We start from the raw sequence: 17,424 nt of genomic DNA on the forward strand, positions 1-17,424 counted from the left end.
CGCCTACTGCTCGCCCTCGTCCGACCCGTCGTCGACGAGGTCGTCCTCGTCCTGCGGCCACGCCAGCGCGACGTCGAGCTTGATCGTCGTGAGCTCGCGGTCGGGGTCTCCGGGGTCGACGACGTGCACGAGGTGGGCCGCCCACTGCGCGTCGTCGTGGTGCGGGTGGTCGCGCCGCACGTGCCCACCGCGGGTCTCCTCCCGCAGGTGGGCCGCGGTCGCGAGCGCCTGCCCGAGATGGAGCAGGTTGGTCGTCTCCCACGAGCGCGGGCCGGGCTCGGCCTCCTCGCTCGGGCGACCGGCGAGCTCGGCCAGCTCGGCCAGCGCCGCCCGGGTCGAGTCCTCGGAGCGCAGCGGCCCGACGCCCCTCGTCATCACCTGCTGCAGCTCGCGGCGGTGGCGGCCGTCGAGGATCCCGGTGCTGCCCGCACCCGTCGTCGTGACGAGCGGGAGCTCGCCGGCGCCGAGGCGCGCGGTGAGGTCCTCGGCGATGCGGTGGGCGAAGACGAGGCCTTCGAGCAGCGAGTTGCTCGCCAGCCGGTTGGCTCCGTGCACCCCGGTGCACGAGGCCTCGCCGCACGCGTAGAGGCCGGGCAAGTTGGTCCGACCGCGCAGGTCCGTGCGGATGCCACCGGAGGCGTAGTGCTGGGCCGGCGCGACGGGGATCGGCTGGGTCGCGGGGTCGATGCCGAGCTCGCGGCAGCGGGCGACGATCGTCGGGAAGCGCTGCTCGAGGAACCCGGCGCCGAGGTGCCGCGCGTCGAGGTACACGTGGTCGGTGCCCGTGGCCTCCATGCGCTCGAGGATCGCCCGGGCCACCACGTCGCGCGGCGCGAGGTCGGCCATCGGGTGCAGCCCGGTCATGAAGGCCTTGCCCTGCTCGTCGACGAGCACGGCGCCCTCGCCGCGCACCGCCTCGGAGACCAGCGGCTGCTGCCCGGTCGCCCCCTCGCCCAGGTGCATGACGGTCGGGTGGAACTGCACGAACTCCAGGTCCGCGAGCGCGGCACCGGCGCGCAGGGCAGCGGCCATGCCGTCGCCGGTGGCGACGGGGGGGTTGGTCGTCGCGGAGTAGATCTGGCCGAGGCCGCCGGTCGCGAGCACCACGGCCCGGGCACGGGCGGCGCCCACCCCGTCGACCTCACCCTCGCCGATGACGTGCACGGTGGCCCCGCCGACGGTTCCCTCCTCGTCGGTGAGCAGGTCGACGACGAGCGCGTGCTCGATGACCTCGATGCCGGGGTCGGCGCGCACTGCCTCGAGCTGCGCGATGAGCGCCCGCGAGATCTCGGCGCCGGTGGCGTCGCCGCCGGCGTGGGCGATGCGGTCGCGGTGGTGGCCCCCTTCGCGAGTGAGGGTGATCTCGCCGTCGGCCCCGCGGTCGAAGCGCGCACCGAGGCCGATGAGCTCACGCACCCGGGCGGGACCCTCGGTGACGAGGACCTCGACGGCCGTCTCGTCGCAGAGGCCGACGCCCGCGACGAGGGTGTCGTCGAGGTGCTCCTGGGCTGAGTCCTCGGGGGCGAGGGCGGCGGCGATCCCGCCCTGCGCCCACTGGGTCGACCCCTCGGACAGCCGCGTCTTGGTCACGAGGAGCACGCGGTCGACGTGCTCGCGCAGCCGCAGGGCGCAGGTGAGCCCGGCGATGCCCGAGCCGACGACGAGGACGTCTGCCTCGGCGGCCCACCCGGGCGCCGGGGAGGTCAGGAACCTCGGCAGGACGACCGGCGCGGGGTCACGCACCGACGGAGCCACCGCCCGGGTGCTCTCGGTGGGTGACCGCCGAGGTCTTCAGGCCGAAGCCGTCGGGCACGTCGCCCGCGTCGTGGTACTGCTCGACGATCCGGTTGTCCCCGTCGACGAAGACGACATTGGGCTCGAAGGTCCGCGCCTCGTCGTCGTCCATCGCGGCGTAGGCGATGATGATGACGAGGTCGCCGGGCGAGACGAGCCGCGCGGCCGCGCCGTTGATGCAGACGATGCCGCTGCCCCGCTCGCCCTCGATGGCGTAGGTGGTCAGGCGGTTGCCGTTGTCGATGTCGACGACGTCGACCTGCTGGCCGGGGAGCATGCCCGCGGCGTCCATGAGGTCCATGTCGATCGTCAACGACCCGACGTAGTGCAGGTCGGCCTGGGTGACGGTGGCCCGGTGGATCTTGCTGTGGAGCATGAAGCGCTGCACGAGGATGTCCTTCGTCCGATGCGGATGACCGCCGGACAGTCTCTCAGACCGCTGGCCCCGCCCCGATGTGACGCCGCTCGCGGTCAGTCCGAGAAGACCTGCTGTGCGCCGCCCCCCGGCCCGACGAGCACCGGGGTGTTGTCGATGAGCCGGGTCGTGCCGACGCGCGCCGCGACGGCGAGCAGGGCCTCGCCCTTGTACCACTCGGGCACGTCCTCGAGCGTCGTCGGGTGGACGAGCACGAGGTAGTCGACGAGGGCGAGCGGCTCCTCGATGAGCACCTCGCGGGCAGCGCGCCGGATGGCGGACGGCCCCTCGGCGGCGCGGGCGGCACCGGCCCACAGGGCGCGGGAGAGCGTCAGCGCGGTCTCCCGGTCGCTCGGTGAGAGGTAGGTGTTGCGGCTGCTCATCGCGAGCCCGTCCTCCTCGCGGACGGTCGGCACGGCGACGACCTGCGCGGGGAAGTCGATGTCGCGCACCATGCGACGGATGAGGAGCAGCTGCTGCGCGTCCTTCTGCCCGTAGTAGAAGAGGTCGCCGGCGGTCAGGTGCATGAGCTTGGCGACGACGGTGAGCATCCCGTCGAAGTGGCCCGGGCGCGACTGCCCCTCGAGGACGTCACCGAGCGGCCCGGCGGAGATGCGCACGCCCGGGTCGCCGTCGGGGTAGACGACGTCGGGCGTCGGCGCGAAGACGACGTCGACGCCCTCGCGTGTGCAGATCGCGAGGTCGTCGTCGAAGGTCCGCGGGTAGCGCGAGAGGTCCTCCTTGGGCCCGAACTGCAAGGGGTTGAGGAAGATCGTGACGAGCACGTGGCGGGCGCGCTCGCGGGCGGTGCGGATGAGCCGGGCGTGGCCCTCGTGGAGGGCACCCATCGTCATGACGACGGCGACGTCACCGTCGGTGAGCTCCGCGCGGGCGGCGGCCAGCTCGTCGCGGCTGCGGGCGACGACGGGGGCGGTGGTCATCGGGTCTCCTCGTCGAGGACGGTCAGGACGGCGCGGGCGGCGTCCGGGCGCAGGCGTCCGGCGCGCTCGGCCCGCAGGGCGGTGGCGCGCGCCTGCGCGAGGTACGCCGGTCGGAGGTCCTCCGCGAGTCCGGCGAGCTCGTCCAGGTGCGCGGCCACCGTACCGGCATCGCCGCGGGCGACCGGACCGGTGAGTGCGGCGTCACCCGAGGAGAGCGCATTGTCCAGGCTGGCCTGCAGGAGCGGGCGCAGCACCCGGTCGGCGGGCTCGATGCCGGCCGAGCGCAGGATCTCCATCGCCTGGGCGACGAGGGTGACCATGTGGTTGCTGCCGTGGGCGAGGGCCGCGTGGTACCGCCCTCGGGCCTCCTCGGCGACCCACACGGGCTCTCCGCCCATCTCGACGACGAGCGCCTCGGCGACCGGACGCAGCGCCTGCGGCGTCGTGATCCCGAAGCAGCACTCGGACAGCCGCGCCAGGTCCAGGCTGGTCCCGGTGAAGGTCATGGCCGGGTGGATGGCCATCGGCAGCAGGTCCGCGGCCACGGGGGCGAAGGGAGCCAGACCGTGCCGGCCGGAGGTGTGGGCCACGAGCTGGCCCGGTCGCCACGTGCCGGTCGCGTGCAGCCCGGCGACGAGATCGGTCAGGGCGTCGTCGGGCACGGCGAGCAGCACCAGCTGGGCGGCCTCGACGACCTGGGGCACGGGGGCGACGGGGACGCCGGGGAGCAGCATCTCGGCGCGCTCGACGGACTCCTCCGAGACCGCGGAGACCGCGACGACCTCGTGGCCGGCGGCGCGCAGCGCGGCGCCGAGGACCGCGCCGACCCGGCCTGCGCCGACGACCCCGATCCGCAGGGTCGGGCGGGAGGGTGCACGGGGGTGCTCGGGACTGCTCACCGGCCCGACGCTACCCGGGCGCGGGTCGCCCCCTTCGCACGTCCCTAGGGTTGACCCATGGACCGGACGTGGGAGCAGGCGTGGGCGCACGCCCTGTACGGCGAAGGGGGCTTCTACCGTCGCCCCGAGGGCCCGGCGGGGCACTTCGGCACGTCGGCGCAGGGACCGGCGGCCGATGTCCTCGCCGCGGCGCTGCTCGAGCTGGCGCGACGCGAGTCGCTCACGACGATCGTCGACATCGGCTGCGGCCGGGGTGAGTTGCTGGGCGCCCTTGCGGCACAGGCCGACCCGACGACCACCCTCGTCGGTGTCGACGTCGTCCCGCGCCCTGCCGACCTGCCCGGCCGCGTCGGCTGGGTCGTCTCCCCCGGCGGCGCCGACCTGCCCGACCTCGGCGGCCCAGGCGACGCCCTCGTCCTCGCGCACGAGTGGCTCGACGTCGTCCCGTGCCCGGTGGCGCGCGCGGACGAGCGCGGTGAGCTGCGGGTCCTGCACGTCGATGCCGGGGGTCTCGAGAGCACTGGTGGGCCGCTCCCTCCGGCCGACGCGGACTGGGTCGAGCGGTGGTGGCCCGGTCCGCACCCGCCCGGCACCCGCGTCGAGGTCGGGCGCACCCGCGACGAGGCCCATGCCGCGCTCGTGGCGCAGGTGCGCACGGGCCTCGTCGTCGCCGTCGACTACGGGCACCTGCGCGGGCAGCGACCGCCGGCCGGCAGCCTCCTCGGCTACGCGGACGGCGCGCTCTGCGCCCCCGTGCCCGACGGGTCCTGCGACCTCACCGCGCACGTCGCGATGGACTCGCTCGGCGCCGACGAGGTCCGGACCCAGCGCGAGGTGCTGCGCGGGCTCGGGGTCGACGGCACGCGACCGCCGCTCGAGCTGGCGCGCACCGACCCCGCCGGCTATCTCGCCGCCCTCGCCCGCGCCTCCCGGGCCGCGGCGCTCACGGGGGCGGGACCCGGCGACTTCCTGTGGGCGTTCACCCGGGTGGCTCGTCCGACGTCCCCACCGACCGCGGCACCAGCACCTCGATGAGCGCGTCGGCGATCAGCTGGTGGCCGACGTCGGAGGGGTGCAGCGCGTCGATGTAGGCGCCCGTCGCGGGGTCGGCCCGGGGCAGGACGACGGACAGGTCGACGTAGCTCACGCCCGCGTGCCGGGTGCGGGCCCGCATCTGGGCCAGGTAGTCCGGCCACGACGGCCCGACGCTGCCGATCCCGGGGTTGAACCAGCCGACGAGCAGCACCGGCCCGTCGTACCCCTCATCGCGCACCTGCCCGAGCAGCTCGTCGAGGCTGCGCCCGAAGTCCTCCGGTGCGATCTCCGCCCGCCGGTCGTTGAACCCGAGCGGCACGAGCAGCAGGTCGGGGTCGAGCGAGAGCGCGTCGGCCACGTACCCGGGGCTCTGGGTGATCGTGCGCACCGAGACCCCGGAGCGCGACGCGTCGAGCACGTGGACGCACCGGCCGCGGTCCCCGCGGAAGGGGGTGAGGTCCGTGACCGTCGCGGTGAGGTCGCTGCCGGCGGGCATCGCGTTGCGGACGGTGACCGTGTGCGTGCCCGGGGCGAGGTCGGGCGAGGACCACACGCGGCGCTCCCCCTGACCCGAGCCCCCAGCCCCCGCGGCGGAGTCGGTCGAGACGGCCACGCCGTTGAGGGGTACCCGACCGTCGACGCTCACCTGCAGGGGTCCACCGCCCGCGGTCGTGCGGTAGCCGACGTCGAAGGAGTGCGCGTCCACCCGCCAGGTGATCTCCGCGCCCGGCTCGAGGATGAGCGCACGGCCGCCGGGACCCACGTCGCCGGCGGGCCGGGTCGGGCCCTGCACCTGCGGGTCCGGCAGGCTCGGCGCGCGGTAGTCCGCGGGGACGAGCGACGTCGTGCCGTGCCAGCCGCCTGGTGTCCTCGGGCAGGCCGGCGCGCCGGCCCGCTGGCGCAGCCGCGACTGGACCCGATCGCCCCACCGGCGCTCGAGCCGACCCTCGAGCCCGTACCCCTCGCTCACCGAGTCCCCGAGCACGACCAGGTTGGCCGCGGCGCCGTCGGACCCGCGGGCCGCCTCGTACCAGGGGTCGAGCACGCTGCGGTCACCGACGCTCGCGGTGCCGGTGAGGTGCGGACGGGGCTCGTCGCCGTCGTCGGTGCACCCGGACAGGCTCGTGGCGCCGAGCACGAGGGCCACCAGCCCGGCGCGCACGGCCCTCGATCCCCGGGGTCGCCTCACCCGGCCATCGTGCCAAAGCGGCGGGACTCCCCTTCCCTGGCGCATACTGGCGGGCATGACGAGCACCCCGGGGACCCGGACCCTCGACGTGGGGGTCGGCGACGGGTCGCTCGCGAGCGCGGACATGGTGCTCAACATCGGCCCCCAGCACCCCGCGACCCACGGCGTCCTGCGGCTGCGTGTCGTCCTCGACGGCGAGCGCATCGTCTCCGCGGACCCGGTCGTCGGCTACATGCACCGGGGCGCCGAAAAGCTCTTCGAGGTGCGCGACTACCGGCAGATCACCGTGCTCGCCAACCGGCACGACTGGCTCTCGGCCTTCGGCAACGAGCTCGGCGTGGTCCTCGGCGTCGAGGCCATGCTCGGCATGGAGGTCCCCGAGCGGGCGACGTGGGCGCGCACGCTCCTCGCGGAGCTCAACCGGGTGCTCAACCACCTGATGTTCCTCGGCTCCTACCCGCTCGAGCTGGGCGCGATCACGCCGATCTTCTACAGCTTCCGTGAGCGCGAGGAGATCCAGGCCGTCATGGAGGAGATCTCCGGCGGCCGCATGCACTTCATGTTCAACCGCGTCGGCGGCCTCAAGGAGGACCTGCCCGCCGGCTGGCTCGACCGGGTCGGCGCCGCGGTCGCCGCCGTGCGCGCCCGCATGCCGCAGCTGGAGAGCCTGATCTCCGGCAACGAGATCCTCGAGGGCCGGACGCGGGGCGTCGGGGTCCTCCCCCCTTCGCTCGCCGAGGCGTACGGCGTGTCCGGGCCGATCGCCCGGGCCAGCGGCGTCGACCTGGACCTGCGTCGCGATGCGCCGTACCTCGCGTACGGCGAGCTCTTCGGCGAAGGGGGTCCCGGCCGGGTCGTCACCCGCACCGCCGGCGACTCGCTCGCTCGCCTCGAGGTGCTGCTCGAGCAGACCCACGTCAGCCTCGACCTGGCCGACGCGTGCGTCGAACGGCTGCGGGCCCTGCCCCGGGGCCCGGTCAACCAGCGCCTGCCCAAGGTGCTCAAGGTCCCCGAGGGCGAGCGCTACACCGCCACGGAGAACCCGTTGGGGCTCAACGGCTACCACCTGGTTTCCCGCGGCGAGAAGACACCGTGGCGGCTGAAGCTGCGCTCCGCGTCCTTCAACAACGTGCAGGTGCTCCGGGAGCTGCTGCCCGGCTGCCTCGTCGCCGACATGGTCTCGGTGCTCGGCTCGATGTTCTTCGTGGTCGGGGACGTCGACAAGTGACCGGCCGGCAGGTGACCCGCGGGTAAGGAAACCTGACAAAAGGTTGTGAGGGCTCCCAGCGGCCGGTAAGTTGCGGGCGAAGGCGCCGTCGTCTCGGGGGGCGCGACACGACTCACAGGGGAACCACACATGGCCAAGCGCCGCACCACACGTCTGTCCGCAGGGGCCGCTCTCGTCACGGGTCTGGGGATGATCGGCCTCGCCGCTGCCGTCCCGGCCCACGCCGACACGGACCTGGTCTACAGCTGCACGACGCCGATCGGCCCGCAGAGCTTCGACATCTCGCTCAGCGCCACCGACACCGACACCGCGACCGTCGGCGACACCGTCACGCTGACCCCCTCCGGCACGCTGACCCTCAACGACGGCGTCTCCAACGCCATGGCCGGCGCACTCGGCTGGCACTACGTCGAGGGCGACGTCGACGACATCGAGGCGACCGTCTCCAACGGCAGCGACCAGGCGCCCGTGACGACCGACCTGTCGATCACCCGCACGCACATCTGGACCGGCACCTCGTGGGTCCAGGACTCCACCCCGGACCTGCCGATCACCGGCACCGGCGGCGAGGTCGTCGCCGACCAGGCAGGCACCTACACGGTCAGCGCACCGACCACCTTCAGCGCCACCTTCCGCGGCTACGACGCCGACCAGGTGCAGGTGGGCGAGGCGATCGACTCCACCTGCACCTATGTCTCCGGCGTCCGGGTCATCGACAGCATCAGCGTCTCCGACGAGCCGACCACCCCGCCGAGCACGACCTCCAGCACGACGAGCTCGACCTCCAGCACCACGACCTCGCGCACCTCCGAGCCGACGGCCGAGACCAACGACTGGTTCTCCGAGCCCAGCACCCTGCCCATCACCGAGGACGGCAAGCGCTTCACCGTCGCGGGCACCGCCGAGCAGGCCGGCACCGTCCAGGTCCTCCTGCTCGACGGCGACAAGCAGGTCCTGCGCACGATCACGTGGGAGGTCACGCGGGGCAGCAACACCCGCGACTTCGCCTTCGCCGAGGGCACGGACTACGTCCGCCTCGTCTCGCAGGACTGCGTCGACTCTGAGGGTCGCGACGAGTCCGTCGCCGGCGGCTGCAACGTCGAGTACTACGCCCCCTGGACCAACCCGGACTCCTCGACCACGGACGACGGTGAGACCCCGGCCGGTGGCCCCGAGACCCCGGGCGTCGTCCAGACCGACGGCTTCACCCGCGCCGAGGCCCCGACCAGCGACAGCACCGCCGCCGTCCTGCTCGGTGGGGCCCTCTTCGCCGGGGCCGGCGCCGGCACGGTCGTCCTGGCGCGCCGCCGCCTGAAGGCCCAGCACTGAGGCACGACGCCGACCACGGTCGGTGACCGACGGGTCGTCGGGCCGGGACCCATCCCGCCCGGCGGCCCGTCCGCCTTCCCGCCGAGGGAACTCACAGGCACCCCTCGGCGTTCCACCCCTCAGGGACACCGCCACCAGGCAGGAGGATCGTGTGACGACGCCACCGACGCGACGAGAGCGCGGGGAGAAGAAGCGCTACCAGCGCGGCACGTGGCTCCTGGCCGCCGCGGTCGCGCTCGTCATCGGCGGGGGCGTCGCCGGCGGCGCCTGGTGGACTCAGCGCGACGACGAGGCCGGGGTCTCGCTGCCGACGGGGACCTACGTGCCGCCGAGCGAGATCATGCCGAGCTCGAGCACGCCGAGCTCCAGCACGCCGAGCTCCTCACGCACGACCCGCCCCAAGCAGTCCTCGACCCCCGACCCCAGCCCCTCGGCTGCCCAACGCAGCGAGGGCACCGTCCCGGCCGCCGCGCCGGCTCCGGCGGGCGAGCCCACTCGGGTGCAGGTCCGCTCGGGCGGCACCTCGATCGTCGACGCCAGCCTCGTGGCGACCCGCCTCGATGCGCAGAAGGTGCTGGCTCCCCCCTTCGGCACCGCCGGCTGGTACGCCGAGCCGGGCTGGCCCAAGCCGGGCCACCGGGGAGCGAGCATCCTCGCCGGCCACATCAACCACGGCAACGAGCCCGATGTCTTCTGGAACCTGCCGCGCGTCAAGGTCGGGGACATCGTCACGGTGACGTACGGCGACGGCCGCACGGTGAAGTTCTCGATCACCCGCTCCGAGGCCATGACCAAGGAGGCCGTGCCCCGGGACGACTCCATCTGGGACTGGGGCAACCCCGAGCCGGTGCTGCGCCTGATCACCTGCGACCCCGAGACGCCGCTGAACGGCGGCCACTACGAGGGCAACTGGGTCGTCTGGGCCGAGCAGGTCGTCAGCTGACGCCCGGTCGCTCCCGACCGTCGGGCGGCTCGTCCTCGTCGCCGCCGATGCGGCACCAGGACTGCACGAGCAGCCCCGCTGCCACGAGGGCGAGCGCTCCCGCGCCGCCGAGGGCCCACCACAGGGCGAGCTCGCCCCGTCCGGCGAAGTCGCGGTCCGGCAGCAGCACGAGGGCCTGACCGAGGTCGAGGCCGGCCATCACGGCACCCGTCAGGGAGCTGGCCTGCGCCAGGCCGAGGATCCGCGCGGCGACCACGGGCGCGACGTGGGTGCGTCCGTGACGCATCCGCCACATGCGCGCCCCGGCCGCGACGACCACCACGGCCATGCCGAGCAGGAGCACCCCCGCGAGCCAGCCGACCCGCAGCGGTGCGTTGCCGCCGGCGAGCCACCACCGGCCGACGGACCAGCTGAGCACCCCGGTGCCGACGACCACGGCGAGGACGGTCGGGAGGCGCAGGCCACGGCTCAGCACCCGGTCTCCCGGATGTCGGCGGTGTCGATCCCGGCGAGCAGCTCGGTGACGGGCACGACCCGCTCCCCCACCCTCAGCACCGCGTCCGGGTCGACCCGGCTCCACGGCCGCAGCACGAAGCCGCGCTCGTGGGCCCGCGGGTGCGGCAGCGTGAGCGTCGGGTCGTCGCTGACGACGTCGTCACCACGCGCCGGGTCGCCGTACTGGACCAGGTCGAGGTCGAGCGTGCGCGCCCCCCAGCGAACCTCGCGCACGCGACCGTGGCGGGCCTCGACCGCGTGCAGCCGCTCGAGCAGGGTGCGGGGGTCGAGCGCCGTCGTGCCGACGAGCACGGTGTTGGTGTAGCGCGGCTGGTCGGGTCCGCCGACCGGGTCCGTCGTGACGAAGGGGGCCCGACGCACCGTGCGCACGGCGTCGCCGAGGTCGTCGATCGCGGCCTGCAGTGTGGCCGCCGCGTCCCCGAGGTTGGCGCCGAGGGCGATGACCACGGGCACCGCGCGGGTGCGGGTCACGCTCACCGCGACGTCGCCGAAGGGCACGCCGACCGGCGCCGACGGCTTGTGCACGGTGACCTCCACGGAGCGGACGCCGGGGCGGGCGAGGGCGTCGCCGGCGATCTGCTCGGCGAGGCTCTCGATGAGGTCGAGCGAGGGGCCCTCGATGCGGGCGACGACGTCGGCGCCGACCTCCGCGTAGTTGATCGTCAGCGCGAGGTCGTCGGTGCGGCCGGCGGGGGCGAGGTCGACGTGGAGCACGACGTCGACGACGAACTCCTGCCCGTCGCGCTTCTCGTCGGCGAGCACGCCGTGGAACCCGCGGGCGCGCACGCCGAGCAGGCTGATCCGGTCGCTCACGCGAGCTCGCCCAGGGCGGTCACGACGTCGATGGCGTCGACGGTGGCCGTGACGTCGTGGACGCGCACGCACCAGACGCCGGCGCGGGCGGCGCGGGCGCTCGTGGCGGCGGTGACGACGTCCCGCGCGTCGAGGGGACGCGCATCGCCCGGCGCGCGCCCGACGGAGCCGAGGAAGCCCTTGCGGGAGGTGCCGAGCAGCACGGGGTGGCCGAGGTCGACGACCCGCTCGAGGCCCGCGAGCAGCTGCCAGTTGTGCTCGGCGGTCTTGGCGAAGCCGATACCGGGGTCGAGGATCAGCTGCTCCCGGGTCGCCCCGGCCGCCAGCAGGGAGTCGACGCGCGCGACGAGCTCGGTGCACACCTCCCCGACGACGTCGTCGTACTGCGCCCGCGTCTGCATGTCGTGGGCGTGGCCCCGCCAGTGCATGACGACGAAGGGAGCCCCGCTCGCCGCGACGAGGTCGGGCATCGTCGGGTCGGCCAGCCCGCCGCTCACGTCGTTGATGATCGCCCCGCCCGCCTCGAGGGAGGCGGCGGCCACGGAGGCGCGCATGGTGTCGACGGAGACGGCGACTCCGGCGTCCGCAAGCGCGGCGACCACGGGGACGACGCGCCGCAGCTCCTCCGCCTCGGAGGGTCGCTCGGCGCCGGGGCGGGTGGACTCCCCGCCGACGTCGACGATCTGCGCGCCGGCGGCGACCAGCTCGCGCCCGTGGGCGATCGCCGCGTCGGTCTCGATCCACCGTCCGCCGTCGCTGAAGCTGTCGGGCGTGACGTTGACGATCCCCATGACGACCGGCCCGGGCCGCTGCGCCCCGGCCGCGAGCTGCTCGAGGACGACGTGGGTCACCGAGCGGCCCCGGTGAGCAGGGCCATGGCCTCCGCGCGGGTCGTCGGGTCGCGCAGCTGTCCCCGAACGGCGGAGGTGATCGTCTTGGCGCCGGGCTTGCGGACCCCGCGCATCGACATGCACAGGTGCTCGGCCTCGATGACGACGATGACCCCGGCGACGTCGAGGTGCGTGACGAGGGCGTCGGCGACCTGGCTCGTGAGCCGCTCCTGCACCTGCGGCCGCTTGGCGAAGATGTCGACGAGGCGCGCCAGCTTGGACAGCCCGGTCACCTGACCGCCGTGCCCCGGGACATAGCCGACGTGGGCGAGCCCGTGGAAGGGCACGAGGTGGTGCTCGCACGTCGAGTACAGCTCGATGTCCCGGACGATGACCAGCTCGTCGTGGTCGATGTCGAAGGTCGTCGCGAGCAGCTCCTCGGGCGACTGGCGCAGCCCGGCGAAGACCTCGGCGTAGGAGCGGGCCACCCGAGCCGGCGTGTCCACCAGCCCGTCGCGGTCGGGGTCCTCCCCGACCGCGAGCAGGATCTCGCGCACGGCGGCCTCGATGCGCGCCAGGTCGACGTCGCCCATGGCTCAGTGGCGCCCGTCGCCGTCGACGGTCCCGCCCGGCGGCACCTCGCGGACCTCGGTCGGCGGGTGCTCCTGCGGGTAGATCGTCGCGCCCTCCTCGGCGGCCCGGTCGATCGCCTCGGTCACGTCGGGGTCGGTCGCCGGGGCGGAGCCGGCGGCACGGGCGTGCTCGCTCTCACGGGAGCGCATCGCGGCCTGCTCGGCGGGGGTGAGCACCGGCGGGATGTCGGAGATCGTGCGGTGCTCGCTGCTCAGCCACGTCGGGCGCACGGGCCGCTTGCGCACGTCGGTGAAGATCACCGCGAGCTCCTTGGCGTTGAGCGTCTCGTGCTCGAGCAGGTCGAGGACGAGGCGGTCGAGCACGTCGCGGTTGTCGTTGAGCGCGTGCCACGCCTCGTCGTGGGCGGCCTCGATGAAGCGGCGCACCTCCTCGTCGACGATCGTCGCGACGTTCTCGGAGTAGTCGCGCTGGTGGCCCATGTCGCGGCCGAGGAAGACCTCGCCCTGGGACTGGCCGAGCTTGACCGCACCGACGCGCTCGCTCATGCCGAACTCGGTGACCATCTTGCGGGCCATGCCCGTGGCCTTCTCGATGTCGTTGGCCGCGCCGGTGGAGGGGTCGTGGAAGATCATCTCCTCCGCGACGCGGCCGCCGAGGGCGTACGCGAGCTGGTCGAGGATCTCGTTGCGCGTCGTCGAGTACTTGTCGTCGAGCGGCATGACCATCGTGTAGCCGAGGGCCCGCCCGCGCGGCAGGATCGTGATCTTGGTGACCGGGTCGGTGTGGTTCATCGCCGCGGCGACCAGGGCGTGACCACCCTCGTGGTACGCGGTGATCTTGCGCTCCTGCGCGCTCATGATGCGCGTGCGCTTCTGCGGGCCGGCGATGACCCGGTCGATGGCCTCGTCGAGGATCGCGTCGTCGATGAACTGCTTGTCCGTGCGGGCCGTGAGCAGCGCGGCCTCGTTGAGGACGTTGGCCAGGTCGGCGCCGGTCATGCCGGGGGTGCGCCGGGCGACGGCGAGCAGGTCGACCCCGGGGGCCATCGGCTTGCCGGCCGAGTGCACCTCGAGGATGCGGTGGCGGCCGATCATGTCGGGGTTCTCGACGGCGATCTGGCGGTCGAAGCGGCCCGGGCGCAGGAGCGCCGGGTCGAGGATGTCGGGCCGGTTGGTCGCCGCGATGAGGATGACATTGGTCTTGACGTCGAAGCCGTCCATCTCGACGAGCAGCTGGTTGAGCGTCTGCTCGCGCTCGTCGTGACCGCCGCCCAGGCCGGCGCCGCGGTGGCGGCCGACGGCGTCGATCTCGTCGACGAAGACGATGGCCGGCGAGTTGGCCTTGGCCTGCTCGAAGAGGTCACGCACGCGGCTGGCGCCGACGCCGACGAACATCTCGACGAAGTCCGACCCGGAGATGGAGTAGAAGGGCACGCCGGCCTCGCCGGCGACGGCCCGCGCGAGCAGGGTCTTGCCGGTACCGGGCTGGCCGTACAGCAGCACGCCCTTGGGGATCTTGGCGCCGACGGCGAGGAACTTGCTCGGGTCGCGGAGGAACTCGACGATCTCGTGGAGCTCCTCGACGGCCTCGTCCGCGCCGGCCACGTCGGCGAAGGTCACCTTGGGGGTGTCCTTGCTGGCGAGCTTCGCCTTGGACTTGCCGAACTGCATGACCTTGGAGCCGCCACCCTGGGCCTGGCTGATGATGAACCAGAAGAGGCCGACGAGGAGGAGCAGCGGCAGGATCGAGAAGAGCAGGCTCTGCCACACGCTCGGCTGCTCGACGGTGTCGTTCTGCACGCCCTCGACGTTGTCGTCGACGAGCTTGAGGATCTGGTCGGCGCGGGCGTCGATGAACTCGGTCTCGACCTTCTCCGCGTCCTTGACCGTGTCGCCGTCGCTGTAGGTCTGCCCGTCCTTGAGGTCGAGCTGCAGCAGGTTGTCGGTCGTGAAGTGGGCGTCCTTGACCTTGCCGTCGGTGACGAGCTTTTCCGCGGCGGAGGTGTCGACGCGCGCGTACTCGTTGTTGCTCCGGTTGAGGAACATCAGCCCGAAGACCAGCACGAGCAGCAGCCCCCAGAAGGCGGGGGAACGGAAGAATTTCTTGGCGTTCATACGGGTACGGGGGCTTCCCGGACTTCCTGACTCGACGACGTGGCGGCCACCGGCACGGCCGGGGGATCAGGACGAAACTACCCGAACCCCGTGCCCTCCCGGCTCAGTGGCCAACGAGCACGTGCACCGCGGTGTTCCCGGGTCAGGAGTAGACGTGCGGCGCGAGGGTCGCGACGTCCCGCAGGTTGCGGTAACCCTCGGCGTAGTCGAGGCCGTAGCCGACGACGAACTCGTTGGCGATGTCGAAGCCGACCCAGCGGGTGTCGATCTCGACCTTGGCGGCCTCGGGCTTGCGCAGGAGGGTGAGGATCTCGACCGACGCGGGCGAGCGGGAGCCGAGGTTGGCCCGGATCCACGACAGGGTGAGGCCGGAGTCGATGATGTCCTCGACGATCAGGACGTGCTTGTCCGTGATGTCGGTGTCGAGGTCCTTGAGGATCCGCACGACGCCGGAGGACTTGGTGCCGGAGCCGTAGGAGCTCACCGCCATCCAGTCCATCGGCGCGGAGCCGGGCAGGTGGCGCATGAAGTCGGCCATGACCATGACCGCTCCCTTGAGGACGCCGACGAGCAGCACGTCCTTGTCGCGGTAGTACTCCCAGACCTCGGCGGCGAGCTCCGCCAGCCGTGCCTGGATCTGCTCCTCGGTGATGAGGACCTCGACGAGGTCGTCCTTGATGTCCTGGGAGTCCACAGCTCTCCTTCGCAAGCGGTCCGGGCCACCCTCATTGTCCACCAGTCGCACGGCCGATGTGCACCCGGCCGTCGGCCCGGCGCACCCGCAGGTCGCCGGGCAGGTGGAGCGGCCCCTGACCGTGCCAGTCCACGAGCAGCCGGTCGCACTCGGCGACGTGCTGGGCGGTGAGCGCCCCGGCGGGCGCGCCGGCCCGCACGAGCAGTCGTCGCCACACGCGCGAGCGAAGGGCGGGGGCCAGCTCCGTCAGGTCGGTCACCGGCAGGCCGGCCGGGTCGTCGTCGGGCACGGCCCGCCCGGCGAGGTCGTCGAGGAGGTCGGCGTCGTCACGCAGCAGGTCGGCGCTGCGCGTCAGGGCCTCGGCGAGGCCGGGGCCGAGGTCCGCCTCGAGCGCGGCGAGCGCCTCGCGGGCGCGCACCCGCGTGAAGGCGCGGTCGGCGTTCATCGGGTCCTCCCACGGCACGAGTCCCCATGCCGCGCAGGCCTGCTCGGTCGTCGTGCGCGGGAGGTGGAGGAGCGGCCGGACGAAGGGGACCCCCTCCCGGACCACGAGGGGCGCCATGCCGGCCAGCGAGCGGGCGCCGGAGCCACGGGCGAGCCCGAGCAGGACCTGCTCGGCCTGGTCGTCGCGGGTGTGCCCGAGCAGGACCACGACCGCGGGGTGCTCCTCCCCCATCGCCGCAGCGGTGTCGACCAAGGCCACGTACCGGGCCTCGCGGCCCGCGGCCTCGAGCCCGCCACCCGTGGAGGTGACGACGGCCTGGACGATCGCGACCGGGGCCAGCCCGAGGTCGCCGCACTGCTGGGCCGCGAGGAGGGCGGTGTCGGCGGAGCCGGCCTGCAGCCCGTGGTCGATGACGATCGCGCCGACGGTGACGTCGTGGGCCGGGCCCTCGGCAGCGAGCGCGCCGGCGAGCGCGAGGGAGTCGGTCCCCCCGCTCACCGCGGCGAGCGCCAGCGAGCCCGGGGGCAACCCCTCGAGGACGGCGCGGACCCCCCTTCGGCAGTCCGCCTGCGCGGGGTGGCCGGCGCCCACCTCAGCCGTGCACCCGACGCACCCACGTGGTCGGGTCGGTGATCTCGCGGGCGGTCGGCAGCGTCTCGGGCGAGGTCCAGACCGCGTTGAACCCGTCGACGCCGACGACCTCCTGGACGGTGCGCACGAAGGTCGCGCCGTCGCGGTACTGGCGCATCTTGGCCTCGAGGCCGAGGAGGCGGCGCAGCAGGCGGTCGACCGCCCCGGCGCCCTTGCGGCGCTGGCTGAACCGGGCGCGGATCTCCGCCACGCTCGGGACGTGGGCCGGCCCGACGTCGTCCATGACGACGTCGGCGTGGCCCTCGAGCAGCGACATGACGGCGGTGACCTCGGCGAGGCGCTCGCGCTGCTCGGGGGTGATGACGAGCTCGGCGAGCCCCTGCCCCTCGCCGCTGAAGACCTTGGGCAGCTGGCTGGTCACCTGCTCGAAGCGCGAGCGCAGCGCCTCCGAGTCGGGCATGAGCTCGGTCGCGAGCCCCTGCGCGCTGGTGATGAGGTGCTCGCGCAGCCACGGGACAGCGGTGAACTGCACGCGGTGGGTCTCCTCGTGGAGGCAAACCCAGAGGCGGAAGTCGCGGGGTTTCACCGCCAGCTCGCGCTCGGTCGTCACGATGTTGGGCGCGACGAGCAGGAGGGCCGGGGTGCCGCCCGGTGCGATGTCGTACTGGCCGAGCACCTTGGTCGAGAGGAAGGCGAGCATGCCGCCGGCCTCCGCGCCGGTGAGCTTGGAGCCGACCGCCTGGGCCGGTCCCCACGGCTCCCGGTCGCGACGCCTGGCCGCGGCCTCGAGCGCGGGGGTGAGCATCGCGGCCATCGAGTCGGCGTTGACCTCGATCCACGTGGGGCGGTCCACGACGAGCGGCGCGGGTGCGTCACCCGGCGCGTGCATCCGCGACGTCGCCGCGACCGGGGCGACGGCCGCGTCGGCGTGCTCGTGGATCTCACCGACGATCTCGGCGGCCTCGTCATGGCTGACGTCAGGGCCGGGCGGCACGAGCCGGGCACCGGCGGTCTTGGCGAACTTCCAGTCGACGTATTGCGTCACGCGCTCATC

The 17,424-nt window shown here is 73.6% G+C and carries 17 protein-coding genes; 4 read left to right on the forward strand and 13 right to left on the reverse strand.

Annotation, left to right across the window (positions count from 1 at the left end; genetic code table 11):
* Positions 1-3: 3 nt before the first annotated feature.
* The 4 genes from V3C34_RS16465 to V3C34_RS16480 all read right to left on the reverse strand — a co-directional run bounded on the left by V3C34_RS16465 (position 4) and on the right by V3C34_RS16480 (position 4,049).
* Positions 4-1,743: an L-aspartate oxidase gene (locus V3C34_RS16465; protein WP_211596847.1), complete on the reverse strand. Its 1,740-nt coding sequence runs from the start codon at positions 1,741-1,743 to the stop codon at positions 4-6.
* Positions 1,736-2,182, reverse strand: a complete 447-nt coding sequence (gene panD / locus V3C34_RS16470; RefSeq protein ID WP_068321262.1) for an aspartate 1-decarboxylase — start codon at positions 2,180-2,182, stop codon at positions 1,736-1,738. Before panD ends, V3C34_RS16465 begins: the two co-directional genes overlap by 8 nt.
* An 83-nt stretch (positions 2,183-2,265) precedes the next feature.
* The gene (panC, locus tag V3C34_RS16475; protein WP_068321259.1) at positions 2,266-3,150 is read right to left on the reverse strand and encodes a pantoate--beta-alanine ligase; all 885 of its coding nucleotides are present in this window, start codon (positions 3,148-3,150) and stop codon (positions 2,266-2,268) included.
* Positions 3,147-4,049 carry a Rossmann-like and DUF2520 domain-containing protein gene (locus V3C34_RS16480; protein WP_068321255.1) on the reverse strand — a complete coding sequence of 301 codons (903 nt, stop codon included), beginning with the start codon at positions 4,047-4,049 and terminating at the stop codon, positions 3,147-3,149. The genes panC and V3C34_RS16480 overlap by 4 nt, the downstream gene beginning before the upstream one ends.
* 57 nt (positions 4,050-4,106) lie before the next feature.
* Here V3C34_RS16480 and V3C34_RS16485 point away from each other — a divergent pair, with 57 nt between their 5' ends.
* A complete protein-coding gene (locus tag V3C34_RS16485; RefSeq protein WP_346007674.1) occupies positions 4,107-5,084 on the forward strand; it encodes an SAM-dependent methyltransferase in 978 nt (325 codons plus the stop codon).
* Here V3C34_RS16485 and V3C34_RS16490 read toward each other — a convergent pair.
* A complete protein-coding gene (locus tag V3C34_RS16490) occupies positions 5,029-6,273 on the reverse strand; it encodes a GDSL-type esterase/lipase family protein (RefSeq protein ID WP_346007675.1) in 1,245 nt (414 codons plus the stop codon). The two genes, V3C34_RS16485 and V3C34_RS16490, sit on opposite strands and share 56 nt — an antisense overlap.
* Positions 6,274-6,328: 55 nt before the next feature.
* On the opposite strand from V3C34_RS16490, the gene V3C34_RS16495 reads away from it, so the two are divergent.
* From V3C34_RS16495 to V3C34_RS16505, 3 genes are all read left to right on the forward strand, one after another.
* The gene (locus V3C34_RS16495) at positions 6,329-7,501 is read left to right on the forward strand and encodes an NADH-quinone oxidoreductase subunit D (RefSeq protein ID WP_346007676.1); all 1,173 of its coding nucleotides are present in this window, start codon (positions 6,329-6,331) and stop codon (positions 7,499-7,501) included.
* A gap of 129 nt (positions 7,502-7,630) precedes the next feature.
* A complete protein-coding gene (locus V3C34_RS16500; RefSeq protein ID WP_346007677.1) occupies positions 7,631-8,830 on the forward strand; it encodes a hypothetical protein in 1,200 nt (399 codons plus the stop codon).
* Positions 8,831-8,981: 151 nt separating this feature from the next.
* Positions 8,982-9,773 (forward strand): class F sortase, encoded by a 792-nt coding sequence (locus V3C34_RS16505; protein ID WP_346007678.1) that lies wholly within the window; start codon positions 8,982-8,984, stop codon positions 9,771-9,773.
* Here the strand turns inward: V3C34_RS16505 and V3C34_RS16510 are convergent.
* From V3C34_RS16510 to V3C34_RS16545, 8 genes are all read right to left on the reverse strand, one after another.
* Positions 9,766-10,248: a DUF3180 domain-containing protein gene (locus V3C34_RS16510; protein ID WP_338537574.1), complete on the reverse strand. Its 483-nt coding sequence runs from the start codon at positions 10,246-10,248 to the stop codon at positions 9,766-9,768. The two genes, V3C34_RS16505 and V3C34_RS16510, sit on opposite strands and share 8 nt — an antisense overlap.
* A complete protein-coding gene (folK, locus tag V3C34_RS16515; protein ID WP_346007679.1) occupies positions 10,242-11,102 on the reverse strand; it encodes a 2-amino-4-hydroxy-6-hydroxymethyldihydropteridine diphosphokinase in 861 nt (286 codons plus the stop codon). Before folK ends, V3C34_RS16510 begins: the two co-directional genes overlap by 7 nt.
* A complete protein-coding gene (gene folP / locus V3C34_RS16520) occupies positions 11,099-11,953 on the reverse strand; it encodes a dihydropteroate synthase (RefSeq protein ID WP_338537572.1) in 855 nt (284 codons plus the stop codon). Before folP ends, folK begins: the two co-directional genes overlap by 4 nt.
* Positions 11,950-12,525, reverse strand: coding sequence for a GTP cyclohydrolase I FolE (gene folE / locus V3C34_RS16525; RefSeq protein WP_338537571.1), 576 nt, complete (start codon positions 12,523-12,525; stop codon positions 11,950-11,952). Before folE ends, folP begins: the two co-directional genes overlap by 4 nt.
* A gap of 3 nt (positions 12,526-12,528) precedes the next feature.
* Complete coding sequence (gene ftsH / locus V3C34_RS16530) at positions 12,529-14,640, reverse strand: ATP-dependent zinc metalloprotease FtsH (protein ID WP_068426204.1); 2,112 nt, start codon at positions 14,638-14,640, stop codon at positions 12,529-12,531.
* Between the two features lie 142 nt (positions 14,641-14,782).
* Positions 14,783-15,334, reverse strand: coding sequence for a hypoxanthine phosphoribosyltransferase (gene hpt / locus V3C34_RS16535; RefSeq protein ID WP_068426202.1), 552 nt, complete (start codon positions 15,332-15,334; stop codon positions 14,783-14,785).
* 31 nt (positions 15,335-15,365) lie between these two features.
* Positions 15,366-16,370, reverse strand: coding sequence for a tRNA lysidine(34) synthetase TilS (tilS, locus tag V3C34_RS16540; RefSeq protein WP_346007680.1), 1,005 nt, complete (start codon positions 16,368-16,370; stop codon positions 15,366-15,368).
* 1 nt (position 16,371) lies between these two features.
* The gene (locus V3C34_RS16545) at positions 16,372-17,415 is read right to left on the reverse strand and encodes a zinc-dependent metalloprotease (RefSeq protein ID WP_338537569.1); all 1,044 of its coding nucleotides are present in this window, start codon (positions 17,413-17,415) and stop codon (positions 16,372-16,374) included.
* Positions 17,416-17,424: the final 9 nt, after the last annotated feature.

Origin of the sequence: Janibacter terrae, assembly GCF_039636765.1 — a bacterium.
Taxonomy (GTDB): Bacteria; Actinomycetota; Actinomycetes; order Actinomycetales; family Dermatophilaceae; genus Janibacter; species Janibacter terrae.